Genomic DNA, 14,074 nt, shown 5'->3' with positions numbered 1-14,074 from the left:
CGCCTCCCTCTCTTCGCGATCCGCCGAACAACCCTCCTTTTTCCCGCCTGAATTCAGCGCGCCCGCACGTCTTTCGCGGCACTCGCGCGCCCCGTGAATTCGGCGTGCCCGAAAACATTCCGCGACAGGAGTTCCGCATGCCCGCCGCACCCCTGAAATTCGCCTACTGGGTCCCCGATGTCAGCGGGGGACTCGTCACCAGCAGGATCGAGCAGCGCACCGACTGGGGCTACGCCTACAACCGCGAACTCGCCGTCCTCGCCAAGTTCGGCGCCACCGCCGACCATCTGTCGCACGGCCGTTTCGCGGTGAACGTCGTCTCCGGATCGCCCGTGACACCGAGGCCGAGGCCCGCGACACCCTCCGGGAGATCGTCGCCCACGCCGACCGCGACGCCGTCGAGGCCTTCGGCGCCGCCGCCAAGCAGGCCGGGCAGTCCACTGCCGACGGCAAGGGCATGTGGCAGGACTCCTCCTTCGAGGACCTGATCCAGTACAACGACGGCTTCCGTACGGGCCTCATCGGCACCCCCGAGCAGATCGCCGAGCGCGTCGTCGCCTACAAGAAGCCCGGCGTCGACCTCTTCCTGCTGGGCTTCCTCCACTACCAGGAGGAGGTCGAGTACTTCGGCCGCCGCGTCCTGCCCCTCGTACGCGAACTGGAGGCACGGCTTCCGGAGGCCGGGCCCGAAACCGAGGCTGGGGCCAGGGCGGTGACCGTGCCCGCGCACGCCTGACCGCCCCACTCGACCACACGCCTTCCCGGGACGCCGTCCTCGCCGCGGCGCCCGTTCCACAGAAAGAGAACCCATGGCCACCGTCCTGTCCGTCTCCGGCAGCCCCTCCGCCTCCTCCCGCACCGCCAGGCTCCTGCGTCACCTCGACGCCCGCCTGACCGCCCACGGGCACGAGGTCGTCCCGCTCGACGTCCGCACCATCCCCGCCGACGCACTCCTCGGGGCGGACTTCGCGCACCCGGCCGTCGTCGAGGCCGCCGCGCTGTTCGCCCGCGCCGACGGCGTCGTCATCGGCACCCCCGTCTACAAAGCCGCCTACTCCGGAGTCCTCAAGGCCCTGCTCGACCTGCTCCCGCAGTACGCCCTCACCGGCAAGACCGTGCTGCCCCTGGCCACCGGAGGCAGCACCGCGCACGTCCTCGCCCTCGACTACGCGCTGCGTCCGGTCCTCAGCTCCATGGGCGCCCGGCACATCGTCCCCGGCTGGTTCACCCTCGACAAGGACATCACCGTGGCCGAGGACGGCAGGGTCACGGTCGCCCCGGCCACGGCCGAGGCGCTGGGCCAGGTCGTCGACCAGTTCCTGACCGCCCTCGGCCCCGTGCCCGTCCTGGCCGCGGCGAGCTGACGCCGTGACCGGCACACCGACCGACACACAGACCGGCCCTCCGACCGCCGTCCCGATCGACGCCCCCACCGCCGCCCCGGCCGCCGCCCCGGCCGCCGTCCCGACCGCCGCCCCGGCGGGCACCTTGGCCGCCGAGGTCATCACCGACGATGCCGGAGCCCTCACCGTCGCTGAGCGGTAGCCGGCCTCCACGCCACGGCCTGCTCTGAGCGGCATCCCCGACGACCTGTTCCCGGACCTTCCCGAACGGAGACCCCACGTGTCCCTCGCCTTCCACTGGTTCCTGCCCACCAACGGCGACAGCCGCCATGTCGTCGGCGGCGGCCACGGCACCCCCGCCACCGAGTCCGGCCGGGACCGGCCGCCGACGGTCGCCTATCTGAGCCAGATCGCCCGCGCCGCCGAGGACCTCGGCTTCGTCGGCGCGCTGACCCCCACCGGTGCCTGGTGCGAGGACGCCTGGCTGACCACGGCCATGGTCAGCCAACACACCGAACGCCTGAAGTTCCTGGTCGCCTTCCGCCCCGGCTTCGTCTCGCCCACGCTGGCCGCGCAGATGGCGTCGACCTTCCAGCGGCAGTCCGGCGGGCGACTCCTCCTGAACGTCGTCACCGGAGGCGAGAGCCATGAGCAGCGGGCCTACGGCGACTTTCTCGACAAGGACGACCGGTACCGCCGTACGGGTGAGTTCCTGGAGATCGTGCGGGACCTGTGGGAGGGCAAGACCGTCGATCTGAAGGGCGAGCACCTGCGGGTCGAGGACGCCAGGCTGGCGCGGGTGCCCGACCCGGTGCCGGAGGTGTACTTCGGCGGCTCCTCGCCCCTCGCCGGGGAGATCGCCGCCCGGCACGCCGACGTCTACCTCACCTGGGGCGAGCCACCGGCCCTGGTCGCCGAGAAGATCGCCTGGATCAAGGGGCTCGCGGCCGAACGGGGCCGCACCCTCCGCTTCGGCGTCCGGCTGCACGTCATCACCCGTGACACCGCCGAGCAGGCCTGGGCGGAGGCGAACCGTCTGCTCGACGGCTTCGACCCGGCGACCGTACGGTCCGTGCAGGCCGGGCTCGCCCGCAGCGAGTCCGAGGGCCAGCAGCGCATGCTCGCCCTGCACGGGGGCCGCCGCGACAGCCTGGAGATCCACCCCAACCTCTGGGCCGGGATCGGCCTGGTGCGCGGCGGCGCGGGCACCGCACTGGTAGGCAGTCACGCGGAGGTCGCCGAGCGCGTCAAGGAGTACCACGCCCTCGGCATCGACGAGTTCGTCCTGTCCGGGTACCCGCACCTGGAGGAGGCGTACTGGTTCGGCGAGGGTGTCCTCCCGCGGCTCGCCGCCGAGGGCCTGTGGCGGCATCCCTCCGTCGGTCAGGCCGTGTCGCCGGCCCAGGTGCCCTTCGCGAGCTGAGGGGACGTCACGTGGTCGTCAGGGGCGGTGCTCCCAGTGGCGGTCGGTCCGGGTCAGTTCGCGGAAGCCCGCCGAGGTCAACCGGTCGATCGCCGCCCGGTCGGCCGCCGCCTCGTAGGCCAGCAGACGGTCCACCCCGCACAGGCGCAGCCAGTCGGCGGCCTGCCCGAGAAGCCAGTGCTCCAGACCGTCCGCGTGTACCGAGGGGGCGATGCTCAGATTGCCGATGTCGGCCAGACCGGAGCCGCGGGTGTGGCGCTCGGGGCGGAACAGGGCCGTGTCCACCTCTATGAAGCCGAGCGCCCGGCCGGCGGCGCGGGCCGTGAGGCGGGTGCCGCACTCGCCCAGCGTGCGGTCGACCGTGACGCCCCGCCTCGGCTCCGGGTCCGGCAGGTCGCCGACGCGGGCGATCAACACGACCTCGGTGTCGCCCACGTGCCCGAAGCCCGCACGTTCGTAGACGGCGCGGATGTGCGGCCAGGCCCGTGGCACCCCGTACACGGCCGGGGCGGGAAGCCCCCCGTCCGCGTACCGGGCGCGCACGCCCCACCGGGCCAGCTGCGCCAGGCAGGCACTCATCAGCAGGTCCGCGGCCTCCTCGGTGTCCGGCTGGAAGGACGCCGGGACCCGGCCGACGAACCAGCCGACCTCGCCGACGTCCCGGTAGCGCGGGCCGACCTCGTCGTCCGCCCGGTAGCGCAGCAGATGGGCGGCGGCCACGAGGTGGTCGCGCCGCTCGGCGACGAGGGTGACCCGCTCGTTCACCCAGGGGTCGGTGAGGAATTCCTCCGGGCGGCGTTCGAGATCGCTGAGCACCGTGTTCACGGAGACGGACACACCGGGGACGACGGCGGCGACATGCGTGTTGATCAGGTCGGTGAGCTGGTCACGGTCGGCGCGGCGGAACGGGCGCACCTGCGGCGCGGGCATGGGGGACCTCCGGTCGGAGAACGTGTCGGAAGCCCGCCATGCGATGCGGTACGGGGGCGAGGGTACGGCGTCGGGGCGGCCGGCTCCAGGGGATCGCGGACATCACGGTGTGACGCCCACACGGGTGAACGTCAGATGGGTGACGCCGCTGGGCGAGGACACGGACTCGACCGCGTAGTCCTCCTCCACGCCCTCCAGCCCGTCCCAGAGCCGGACACCCCGGCCGAGCAGGAGCGGGACCACCACGACGTGCAGATGGTCGATGAGCCGGGCGGCGAGGAAGTCGCGGACCACCGTGGGTCCTCCGCCGATCCGGACGTCCTGGCCGCCCGCGGCCTCACGGGCCCGCTCCAGCGCTTCGGCGGGCGGGGCGTCGAGGAAGTGGAACGTCGTGCCGCCCTCCATGGCGAGCGACGGGCGCGGATGACGGGTCAGGACGAACGCCGGCGTGTGGAACGGCGGGTTGGGCCCCCACCATCCCTTCCACTCGGGGTCGTCGTGCCATCCGGGGTAGCCGAACTTTCCCGCGCCCATGATCTCCGCGCCGATGCCGGGCGCGAACCGCCGCGCGAAGGTGTCGTCGAGCCCGCCCTGCCCACCGGACCCGCCGGTCAGCTCGTGCCACCACCGGGTGGCGAACATCCACTGGTGCAACCTCTCACCGGCGTGTCCGAAGGGCGCGTCACGGCTCAGGCCCTCTCCGGTGCCGTAACCGTCGAGCGAGATGGAGAAGTTGTGGACGCGGGCGAGGGGCATGGCCGGCGCCTCCTTTCCGTTGCCGTTCGAGCCGCGTCGGAACGACGCGGCGCTGGAACGATGATGGCTCCTCGGGACGCGCCGCCCCTTCAGTACGCGGCCGACAGTGCCCCCAGATGGGCCCGGCGCACCTCCGCCGTCTGTCCCTGCACCAGCAGGAACATCGCCTCACGCGCGAGACGTTGCGCACGGTTGTCCAGGTCGAGGGCGCGCCCGCCGCCGGTGACGAGCGCGGCGGTCGTCGCCGTCCGCATCAGATCGAACGCCTTCGTCTTGAGCGCCAGCCGCTCCTCCATGTGCTCGTGCGGCGCCGGGTGGTCGGCGAGGGCGTACGCCTGCCGCCGCACCTTGTCCAGCCGCAGTCGCAGCCCCTTCGTCGTGGGGTCGTCCTGGTCCAGCAGCGCCAGCGCCGACTCCGCGACGCCGAACACGGCCGGCGAGGCGTTCGCCGGTTTGGGCCGGTCGCCCGCCGCCCAGCTCTCGTACGGGGCGTGCAGGGCCACCGCCTCGTCGGGGATCCACAGTCCGTCGAGCTGGAGCGAGACCGTGCGGGCGGCGGTCAGCGCGGCCAGCCGCATCGGCGGCGACGCCTTCAACCCCGACTGCTGTCCGGCCTCCGTGAACGCGAACACCACCTCGTCGGCGTCCGTGACCCCGGCCAGCAGCATCACATCGTTCAGGCCCCACCCCGTGTACCAGGGGACCGTCCCGTGGAACCGCCAGCCGCCGCGCTTGGGCACGGCCCGGACCGGTACCCGCGGATACCTCCGCAGATGCGCGTATGCCACCCCGGACAGCAGCTCACCCGTCGCCAGCTTCGCCAACAGCCGTTCCTTGGCCGGGAGTTCGGTCTTGGTGAGGGTCAGTACGGGTGTGTAGTGCTGGGTCTGCACGAACCACGTCGCGCAGCACGCGCCCGCCAGGATCTCCGCGATCTCCCGCGCCACGGAGTTCGGCGCCCCCGAGCCGCCGTACGCCTGCGGCGCGTTCACTCCCAGCAGCCCCGACCTCTTGATCGCCTCGATGCTGCTCGCGGGCACCTGCTCCTGATCGACGCGCTCGGCCTGAGGCGCCAGCACTTCGGCGGCGAGACTGCGCGCCCGGACGACGAGAGGATGCGGTGACGTGGTCATGGGGGGATTCTCCCCGCCCCCGCCCCCGGAAGATCACCTTTTCGCTTCGCCGACGTGTCTTTGACTGGTCTACACCCTTGACTGGTACAGACCAACGCGGTTGAGTGTGCCACCACACCCCCCACCACGGCCGCCCCGCACCGTGGCCGGCTCCGTCGGCGCGTGCGCGCGAGGTCCGTCCCCGTCATGCCCCGAGGAGCCTCGCCCGGGTGCGGCCGTGCCCCACGAAGGAGTTGATCCCGTGTCGAGGCGCCGACTCTCCGCCCTGCTGACCGCGCTGGTCATCGGCGGTTCCACCCCCCTGTTGCTGCCCGCCCAGAGCGCGAGCGCCGCTCCCTGTTCCAGCTACCCGAACTGGGTGGCGGGCCGCTCCTACGCCGCCGGTGACATCGTCCGCTACACCGACGGCAGGGCCTACATAGCCGAGCATGCCAATCCGGGCTACGACCCCACCATCAGCACCTGGTACTGGGAGCCGTACGCCTGCGAGAACGGTCCCACCAACCCCTCCGGGTTCGTGGTGAGCGAGGCGCAGTTCAACCAGATGTTCCCGAACCGGAACTCGTTCTACTCGTACAGCGGGCTGCGGGCGGCCATGAGCGCGTTCCCGGCCTTCGCCACGACCGGCAGCGACACCGTCAGGAAGCAGGAGGCTGCGGCGTTCCTCGCCAACGTCAACCACGAGACGGGCGGACTGGTCCACATCGTCGAGCAGAACACCGCCAACTACCCCACCTACTGCGACTGGAGCAGGCCCTACGGCTGCCCCGCCGGACAGGCGGCCTACTACGGACGCGGCCCGATCCAGCTCAGCTGGAACTTCAACTACAAGGCGGCGGGCGACGCGTTGGGCCTCAACCTGCTGGGCAACCCCTGGCTGGTGCAGAACGACGCGGCCGTCGCCTGGAAGACCGCCCTGTGGTACTGGAACACCCAGACCGGCCCCGGCAGCATGACCGGTCACCACGCGATGGTCACCGGAGCGGGCTTCGGTCACACCATCCGCAGCATCAACGGCTCGCTGGAGTGCGACGGCAAGAACCCGGCGCAGGTCCAGAGCCGGGTGAGCGCCTACCAGCGGTTCGTACAGATCCTCGGGACTTCGCCGGGCGGCAACCTGTACTGCTGACGGCGACCCCTTCGCCATGATGTCATGCACCTGACTTCGACGCCGGGGTCCGGCCCGCCTCGTCGCGGCCGGGCCCCGCTCCCGTCCCTGCTCCGACGAAGGGCACCCCCATGCCAAGTCCCCGTACCACCTCGCTCGCGGCCGCCGTGGCGCTGGCCGCCGTCGTGGCCGCGCCCGCGCCCGCGGCCTCCGCCGCGGTTCCCGCTCCGGGCGCCTACTACGTGCAGAGCGCCGTCACCGGGCTCAACGCGGCCGACAGCGGGGGAGCGGTGGAACAGCACCGGCCCAAGGGCAACGAGGACCGCCAACAGTGGACGCTGCGGGCAAGCGGAACCTCGTACGTGCTGGAGAGCGTGGACGCCGCGGGCAGCTGTCTCGGCCGCTCCGGCGACCAGTCCAGAACGGTCGCCTGCACCAGCGGAGACGCCGCCTGGGACATCACCGACCTCGGATCCGGCCGCCACCGGCTCAAGGTGCCCGGCGCCGAGCGCTACCTCACGGTCGGCGCCAAGCCCTCCGGCGCCAACTACCCCGCACCGCTGGTCACCGGAGGGGCGGGCGACCTGGCCACCTGGTACCTCACCCCGGTCAACCCCACCACCGACCCCATGCCGCCCGCCGGGCAACGCACCCTGGACCAGGTCACGTTCCTCACCGCCCACAACGCCTACGCCAACGGCGTCGACGGCGGCTTCGCACCCCCCTTCGTCAACCTCGTTCCGAACCAGACGCGAGGCATCAACCAGCAACTCGCCGACGGCGTACGCGGATTCATGCTGGACATCCACCAGACCCCCGACGGCGCGATCCTCTGCCACAACAGCTGCACCCTCGTCAGCCGGCCCGTCGCCCTCTGGGTCGACATCCAGCACATGGTCGACTTCCTCAAGCAGAACCCCGACCAGTTCCTCACCGTGTTCCTGGAGGACTATGTCGACCCGGCCGTCCTGCGCTCCGAACTCGCCCGTGTCAACGGCCTGTCCGACGTGCTGTACCGGCCCGACCGGACCGGCGTACGCACCAGCGGCTGGCCGAAGATGGCCGATCTGATCGCCGCGAACGACCGCCTGCTCCTCTTCACCGACCGCAGCCGCGCCTCCGACCAGGCATCCGGCCTCACCCGCGACACCTTCGGCGTCATGTACCAGAAGGAGTGGACCGTCGAGAACTACTGGTCCATGGGCGGCGGCATCGGCTCCTCCGACTGGTCCTGCTACAGCCGCTGGTACGACGCCAACACCAACATCCCGCTCACCCGCACCGAGTCCGCGTTCAAGCCGCTGTTCGTCATGAACCACTTCCGTGACGTCGGCATCACCGGCACCGCCGGCAACGACAATGCGAAGCTGGCCGACCGAGCCCAGCGCTTCTGCCAGCCGGCCGCCCGCAAGAAGCCGAACTTCCTCGCGGTCGACCACTACAACCTGGGCAACGCGGCTTCGGCGGTCACGACCCTGAACACATACACCTATCCGTAGGGTGGAAGTACCTCGCCGGTGAACTCTTCCGGGCGGGGCGAGCGACGACACACGCGCGCGGCATCGGGGCACAAAGCGGCACCAAGCGGTTCATATAGGCTGCCTGTTCTGCCCTGTCGTTCGTCACCACTCGGGAGAGTCATCCGTGAGCGTAACCACCGCCCACTCCGCGTCGGCCGTACCGCCCGCCGACGAGACGCCGACGACCGGGGGAGTGCCGGCGCAGGACGAGGGAATCTGGGTCGAGCCGGGCGCCACCGCCGACGCCAGGTCGGACGAGGCGCGTGCTGAGGGCCCGTCGGACACCCCCGCCGGCCTGGTGCCGGCCCAGGCCCCGGGTGACGCCGTCGCTGCCACCGCCGCGCCGGACGCCGAAGCGGGCGAGGGGGCCGAGGACGTCGTTGACGAGCAAGTCGCACGTGACGCCCATGACTTCGGCGTGTACGCCCGCACCGGCGGCTGGGCGTTCGCCCTGAAGGTGGCACGGAGCGTGCGGCCCGGCGGGGAACTGCCCGGCGAGACCGTGAAGGTGTCCGCCAGGCGGTTCGCGGAGTTGGCCGGGTGCTCGCCGGAGCGGGTCATGCGCTATTACAAGGCGTGGGACAAGGCGGCCGACGACGGCATGGTCCCGCACTTCGAGGCGCTCGCCCCCGGCGCCGAGATCGATCTGCCCGACTCGGACGTCTGGCTGTCGTACTACAGCTCCCGCTCCAGCGCGACCTCGGACCGGGGCACCGCCATCACCGCGGCCGCCGAGGCCGAGGGCATCCGCCCCACCAAGGCCCTGGAGGTCGCCGAGAACCCCACCGCGCTGCGCGCCGCGATCCTCGCCGACCCCTCCACCGCCCAGGCGGCCCGCACCGCTCTCCTGGACCGGCTCAAGGAGGACCCCTCCCTCCAGACCGAACTCGCCCGGGACATCGCGCGCACGGAGGAGCTGAAGAAGGCGGTCGCCAGCGAGACCCAGGCCGCGACCCGTATCGGGTACGTCCGGCAGATCGTGGAGAACGGCCAGGTCAAGACCCCCGCCGGGCAGGTCATCGACGCCCCCGCCGAACTGCGCGCCGAGGCCGAGCGGCACCTGTCCCTCATCGACGAGCTGGACGACGACGAGGACACCGGCGAGTGGGCGACGGAGGCGTACGACACCGTCAAGGAGCTCGTCGTCCAGACCGTCGAGTCGAACCCCGAGCTGCGGGTCCAGGAACGCCGCACGAAGTTCTACAGCAGCCTCCAGAAGGCGACGAAGGTCTTCGAGGAGCTGACCCTCGACGACGCCGTGGACCTCGACGCGATCTACGAGGACGACATGCTCCAGCGCCTGGAGGAACTCCAGCAGGCGCTCAACACCTGCATCGCCGCCCTCCGCAAGGCATCGCCGGGCGACTGAGGCGGCGTTCCCGCCGGTGAGGCCCCCTGCTGACCGCAGGGGGCCTCCTTCGTCCACGCCAGTTGCCGTCCGGCAGGTGTTACGTATAACCTCCCGGGAACCCCGAGCGAACCTCGGTAGATCCCCGCTCCGCCCCGCGCGTGAACCGCGCCCCACCCGAGAGGCCCTCCGATGAGACGCGTCGCCCTGGTCACCCTCGTGGTCGACGACTACGACGAGGCGATCCGTTTCTACACCGAGGCGCTCGGCTTCCGGCTCGTGGAGGACGCCCCGAGGCCCGACGGCAGCCGCTGGGTCGTCGTCGAGCCGGGCACCGGGGGCGCGGGCAGCGGACTGCTGCTCGCCCGGGCCAAGGACGAGGCACAGCGCGGCCGGATCGGCGACCAGACCGGCGGACGCGTGGGCTTCTTCCTGCACACCGACGACTTCGCCCGCGACCACGCCCGCATGCTGGTCTCGGGCGTCAGGTTCCTGGAGGAGCCGCGCCACGAGCCGTACGGCTCGGTCGCCGTCTTCGAGGACCTGTACGGAAACCGCTGGGACCTCCTCCAGCCCGCCGACTGATCCGCCTGCCGGGTCGCCCCCGGACCCGACCGGCGCACCCGCCGCACACCCACCGCACCACCTGCCGAGGAACGAACGCCATGACCGCGCCCCGCATCGACGCCGACACCATCCGCCGCCTCCCCAAGGTCGTCCTGCACGACCACCTCGACGGCGGTCTGCGCCCCGCGAGCCTCGTCGAGCTCGCGGCGGAGGTCGGCCACACCCTTCCCGAGACCGACCCGGAGGGCCTCGCCGCCTGGTTCTACGAGGCCGCCAACTCCGGTGACCTGGTGCGGTACATAGCCACCTTCGAGCACACCCTCGCCGTGCTGCAGACCCGTGAGGGCCTGCTGCGCGCCGCCGAGGAGTACGTGCTCGACCTCGCCGCCGACGGCGTCGTCTACGGCGAGGTCCGCTACGCCCCCGAGCTGAACACCAGGGGCGGGCTGGCCCTGGCCGAGGTCGTCGAGACCGTGCAGGAGGGCCTCGCCGCCGGTATGGCCAAGGCGGCGGCCCAGGGCACCCCGGTCCGCGTCGGCACGCTGCTGTGCGGAATGCGGATGTTCGACCGGGTCCGCGAGGCCGCCGACCTGGCCGTCGCCTTCCGGGACGCCGGTGTCGTCGGCTTCGACATCGCGGGCGCCGAGGACGGCTTCCCGCCCGCCGACCACCTGGCCGCCTTCGAGCACCTGCGCCGCGAGAGCGTCCCCTTCACGATCCACGCCGGCGAGGCCCACGGCCTGCCCAGCATCCACCAGGCCCTCCAGGTCTGCGGCGCCCAGCGCGTCGGCCACGGCGTCCGCCTCACCGAGGACATCGTCGACGGCAAGCTCGGCCGCCTCGCCTCCTGGGTCCGCGACCGCCGAGTCGCCCTGGAGATGTGCCCCACCTCCAACCTCCAGACCGGCGCGGCCACCTCCATCGCGGAGCACCCCATCACCGCCCTGAAGGACCTCGGCTTCCGCGTCACCCTCAACACCGACAACCGTCTGGTGTCCGGGACGACCATGACCCGGGAGATGGGCCTGCTCGTCGGGGAGGCCGGCTGGACCCTCGACGACCTGCGCACCGTCACCGTCAACGCCCTCAAGAGCGCGTTCATCCCGTTCGACGAGCGGAACGCCCTGATCCGGGATGTCGTGCTGCCGGGCTACGAGTCCGCGCGCTGAAGCAGACCCCGTACGTACGCGGCCTGGCCGGCATGCTGAAGATCGTCGGCCAGGACGCTCACCAGGCGGACGCCCAGGCTGACCGGCGGATCCCAGCGCTCGTCCACGATGCGGCCGAGACTCCGGCCGGTCAGCCCGCGCACATACCCGAGGGTCTGGTCGTGCACGGCGTCGTAGTACCCGGTCAGCAGGTCGGGGGAGTCCACCCGCACCTTCCCGACCTGCGCAGCGCTGTGCCCGTAACCCGTGTCGTGGCGCGGCAGACCCAGCCCGAAGCGCTTCTCCCAGCCCTGGGACAGCCAGACCTGGTCGAGTCCGGCGGCATCGGCGACATGGTCGTCCTGGATCCGGGTGAGGTGCCACACCAGCCAGGCGACGGAATTGGCGCCGGGGGCGGGGCGGGCGTGGAGGTCCTCGGCGGAGAGCCCGTCCACCGCGGCATGGACCTCCTCCTTGATCCGGCCGAACGCGTCGATGAGAACGTCCTTCACATCCATACGTCCACCATCGGCCATCGACGCCGCGCCCGCACCGCCCCCAGCCCCTTCCGCACCGCCTCACGCCCCCGCGGGGGCGCGCCCCCCAGAGCCCTCATGGGCCTGTCCGTCAGCTGCCGGAAGCGCCCTTCGTGCCGATGTGGAAGATCTTGTAGCCGCGGGTCATGTCGACGACGAGCTTGGTCTTCTTTCCGTCACCCCAGGTGAAGGTGATCCCGGCCTCCGTGTGGTTCGCGGTGCCGTTGTCGGTGACCTTCCACGACACGGGCACGTTCTGGGCGTGCAGGACGCCGTCCGCGTTGTTCTTCGCCTCCCAGGTCTTGAGCTGCTTGCGCAGATCGGCCGTCAGGTAGTACTTCCGCAGCTCTTCGGCGAGTTTGCCGCCGTTGCCCGGTCCGCTCTGCGCGTCGATGTAGGCGCCGTAGAAGTCGGCGATACGGGTCACCGCGTCGGAGGGCTTGCCGCTGACGGTGCGCGGACCGCCGGCGGACGCGGTGGCCGTCATGCCGAGGCCGAGGGCCAGGGCGAGGCTCGCGGCCAGAGCGGTACGGCGGATGGTGCGCGTGCTGTTCATGTGATTCCCCGGTTTTCTCAAACTGCTGTCGCGTGATCAAGTGATCAAGTGATCGTGTGGTCAGTGGTGCCGGTCGGCGGCGGTGGGCTCAGTGGAGCTTGTTCACGGCCGTGGTCGTCGTCTTCTTGAACGCCTTGACCGGCGCGCTCTTGAAGTCGCCCATTTGCGCCCAGTCGACGACGGTGACGGTCCTGCCGTCCCGGCCGACCGAGAGCAGCTGGACGTCCGTCGCGCCCCAGGACGTCCGGACGTGCAGCCCGTGGACGCGGGCGCCCTCCTCGACCGGCAGCGAGCCGTAGTCCCGGTACTGGGCCTTGAGGTCGGGATCGGCGTCGATGCGGGCCGCGCACTTCCGGTAGTCCTTGTTCAGCCGCGCGGCGAGAGCCTTGGCCTTGGCGGCGCTGCCGACGACGATGTTGAGCTGTCTGGCGCTGGTTTCCAGGTCGGTGCGGAAGACACGGTGCCGTGCGTCGTACGCCAGGAGGGCGTCGCCCAGGCAGTACTGGTACTCCTCGGGCACACCGTCGGTGACCTTGCCGGCCCGCCAGGAGGACGACGGGTGGGGCGGGAGTTGTGACGCCGAGAGGAACTTCGGTGCGGCGCTGGCATTCGTCGCGGGCGCCGATGCGCCGGCCGCGGCTGCGCCGCTCGCGGGTGAGGCGGTCACCGTGACCGCGGAGCCCGCCGCGAGGCAGGTGGCGAGGAGTGCGGTGAGCGCGCCTGCTCGGGTGCGCTTGGGCATGGATGTCCCCCATGAACGAGTACGTGGATGTCTGGGTGCCGCCGACGCCGGGTGGTCCGTCCCGCCTGGTCGGTGCGACACCAAGAGCATCCGCTGTCGCCGGACAGCGACGCAACGATGTGGGACGCATCCACCGGGGTGGAACCATCCCAGCCCCTCTGACGTGCAGGTATATGGAGTCCTGGGATGCCGTCCCGGGATGGGGAGGGCAGGGAGAGAAGTGTCGGCAGCTCCGGAGGACGTCCAGGCATTCGCGGCGTGGCTCACCCGACTGAAGGAGGGCACGGACCGTAGTTACGGCCAGTTGGCCCGTCGGCTCCACATGAACACGTCGACGCTGCACCGTTACTGCGCCGGTGACACGGTCCCCACGGACTTCGCCCCCGTGGAGCGGTTCGCCGCGCTCTGCGGGGCGACGGCGGAGGAACGGGTGGAACTGCACCGTCTGTGGCTCCTGGCGGTCGCGGCCCGCCAGCGGGCGCGGACGGCTGGCGCCGGGGCCAGTGGCGGTAAGGGGGCCGGGGCCGAGGCTGGGACAGCGGCAGAGGCGGCAACGAAGGCCGACACGGAAGCAAGGGCAGAGGCGCAAACCAAGGCTGAGGCCGAGGCCGGTATAGAAGCCGGAGCCGGAGCCGAGGCCGGAGCCGTCGCCGGGTTGCATGCCGCGTCCGTGGCCGGAGCCGGGACCGATTTCCACGAGGCCGGGTCCCCGGTGCCCAGCACAGCCCCGAAGGCTGTCACCCCCGCATCTCCTTCCCGCCGTCCCTGGCACCGTCGGCGGCCGGTCCTGGCCTCCGCCGCCGTGGCCGTCGCGCTGCTGACCACCCTGGGCAGTTACACCGCCCTGTCGTCGTCCGGGCGTCCCGCGGCGGGCCGTACGACTCCGGACGGCTCGGTACCGGTCCGTACGCCGTCCGGAGGAGACCGGTTGATGTCCCCGTCCCCGAGCCCCACCCCCACCCCC

General features: G+C 71.6%; 16 protein-coding genes. 10 read left to right on the top strand and 6 right to left on the bottom strand.

Annotated features, from left to right (window positions below; translation table 11 throughout):
• Positions 1-97: 97 nt before the first annotated feature.
• The 4 genes from SMA5143A_RS16510 to SMA5143A_RS16500 all read left to right on the top strand — a co-directional run bounded on the left by SMA5143A_RS16510 (position 98) and on the right by SMA5143A_RS16500 (position 2,766).
• Positions 98-736: an LLM class flavin-dependent oxidoreductase gene (locus tag SMA5143A_RS16510; RefSeq protein WP_375136496.1), complete on the top strand. Its 639-nt coding sequence runs from the start codon at positions 98-100 to the stop codon at positions 734-736.
• 73 nt (positions 737-809) lie between these two features.
• Positions 810-1,364: an NADPH-dependent FMN reductase gene (gene ssuE / locus SMA5143A_RS16505; RefSeq protein ID WP_107463678.1), complete on the top strand. Its 555-nt coding sequence runs from the start codon at positions 810-812 to the stop codon at positions 1,362-1,364.
• Positions 1,365-1,368: 4 nt separating this feature from the next.
• On the top strand, positions 1,369-1,545 hold the full coding sequence (locus SMA5143A_RS43025; protein ID WP_181361887.1) for a hypothetical protein: 177 nt from the start codon (positions 1,369-1,371) through the stop codon (positions 1,543-1,545).
• Between the two features lie 78 nt (positions 1,546-1,623).
• Entirely contained in the window at positions 1,624-2,766 is a 1,143-nt protein-coding gene (locus SMA5143A_RS16500; RefSeq protein WP_107463677.1) for an LLM class flavin-dependent oxidoreductase, read from the top strand.
• Positions 2,767-2,784: 18 nt separating this feature from the next.
• On the opposite strand, the gene SMA5143A_RS16495 is transcribed toward SMA5143A_RS16500, so the two are convergent.
• The 3 genes from SMA5143A_RS16495 to SMA5143A_RS16485 form a co-directional block, all read right to left on the bottom strand.
• Entirely contained in the window at positions 2,785-3,696 is a 912-nt protein-coding gene (locus SMA5143A_RS16495; RefSeq protein ID WP_107463676.1) for an N-acetyltransferase, read from the bottom strand.
• Between the two features lie 102 nt (positions 3,697-3,798).
• Positions 3,799-4,452, bottom strand: a complete 654-nt coding sequence (locus SMA5143A_RS16490) for a dihydrofolate reductase family protein (protein WP_107463675.1) — start codon at positions 4,450-4,452, stop codon at positions 3,799-3,801.
• 89 nt (positions 4,453-4,541) lie between these two features.
• Entirely contained in the window at positions 4,542-5,585 is a 1,044-nt protein-coding gene (locus SMA5143A_RS16485) for an acyl-CoA dehydrogenase family protein (protein WP_107463674.1), read from the bottom strand.
• 241 nt (positions 5,586-5,826) lie between these two features.
• Here SMA5143A_RS16485 and SMA5143A_RS16480 point away from each other — a divergent pair, with 241 nt between their 5' ends.
• The 5 genes from SMA5143A_RS16480 (at position 5,827) to SMA5143A_RS16460 (ending at position 11,297) form a co-directional block, all read left to right on the top strand.
• Positions 5,827-6,714, top strand: coding sequence for a glycoside hydrolase family 19 protein (locus tag SMA5143A_RS16480; RefSeq protein WP_107463673.1), 888 nt, complete (start codon positions 5,827-5,829; stop codon positions 6,712-6,714).
• Positions 6,715-6,824: 110 nt separating this feature from the next.
• Positions 6,825-8,192: a phospholipase gene (locus SMA5143A_RS16475; protein ID WP_107463672.1), complete on the top strand. Its 1,368-nt coding sequence runs from the start codon at positions 6,825-6,827 to the stop codon at positions 8,190-8,192.
• Between the two features lie 145 nt (positions 8,193-8,337).
• A complete protein-coding gene (locus tag SMA5143A_RS16470) occupies positions 8,338-9,582 on the top strand; it encodes a hypothetical protein (RefSeq protein ID WP_107463671.1) in 1,245 nt (414 codons plus the stop codon).
• A 171-nt stretch (positions 9,583-9,753) separates the two neighbouring features.
• Entirely contained in the window at positions 9,754-10,146 is a 393-nt protein-coding gene (locus SMA5143A_RS16465; protein WP_107463670.1) for a VOC family protein, read from the top strand.
• 80 nt (positions 10,147-10,226) lie between these two features.
• Positions 10,227-11,297, top strand: a complete 1,071-nt coding sequence (locus SMA5143A_RS16460; RefSeq protein ID WP_107463669.1) for an adenosine deaminase — start codon at positions 10,227-10,229, stop codon at positions 11,295-11,297.
• Here SMA5143A_RS16460 and SMA5143A_RS16455 read toward each other — a convergent pair.
• The 3 genes from SMA5143A_RS16455 to SMA5143A_RS16445 all read right to left on the bottom strand — a co-directional run bounded on the left by SMA5143A_RS16455 (position 11,279) and on the right by SMA5143A_RS16445 (position 13,110).
• Positions 11,279-11,794, bottom strand: coding sequence for a mycothiol transferase (locus SMA5143A_RS16455; protein ID WP_107463668.1), 516 nt, complete (start codon positions 11,792-11,794; stop codon positions 11,279-11,281). The genes SMA5143A_RS16460 and SMA5143A_RS16455 overlap by 19 nt on opposite strands.
• Positions 11,795-11,903: 109 nt before the next feature.
• A complete protein-coding gene (locus tag SMA5143A_RS16450; RefSeq protein WP_107463667.1) occupies positions 11,904-12,368 on the bottom strand; it encodes a hypothetical protein in 465 nt (154 codons plus the stop codon).
• A gap of 88 nt (positions 12,369-12,456) precedes the next feature.
• Positions 12,457-13,110 (bottom strand): hypothetical protein, encoded by a 654-nt coding sequence (locus tag SMA5143A_RS16445; RefSeq protein WP_107463666.1) that lies wholly within the window; start codon positions 13,108-13,110, stop codon positions 12,457-12,459.
• A gap of 220 nt (positions 13,111-13,330) precedes the next feature.
• Between SMA5143A_RS16445 and SMA5143A_RS43900 the strand changes: the two genes are divergently transcribed.
• Positions 13,331-14,074: helix-turn-helix domain-containing protein (locus SMA5143A_RS43900; RefSeq protein WP_258193558.1), on the top strand; the 744-nt coding region annotated here is incomplete at its 3' end.

Origin of the sequence: Streptomyces sp. MA5143a (assembly GCF_900290235.1) — a bacterium.
In the GTDB taxonomy this organism is placed as follows: Bacteria; Actinomycetota; Actinomycetes; order Streptomycetales; family Streptomycetaceae; genus Streptomyces.
The sequence above is the reverse complement of the archived record's forward strand: the minus strand, read 5'-3'. Positions and strand labels throughout refer to the sequence as shown.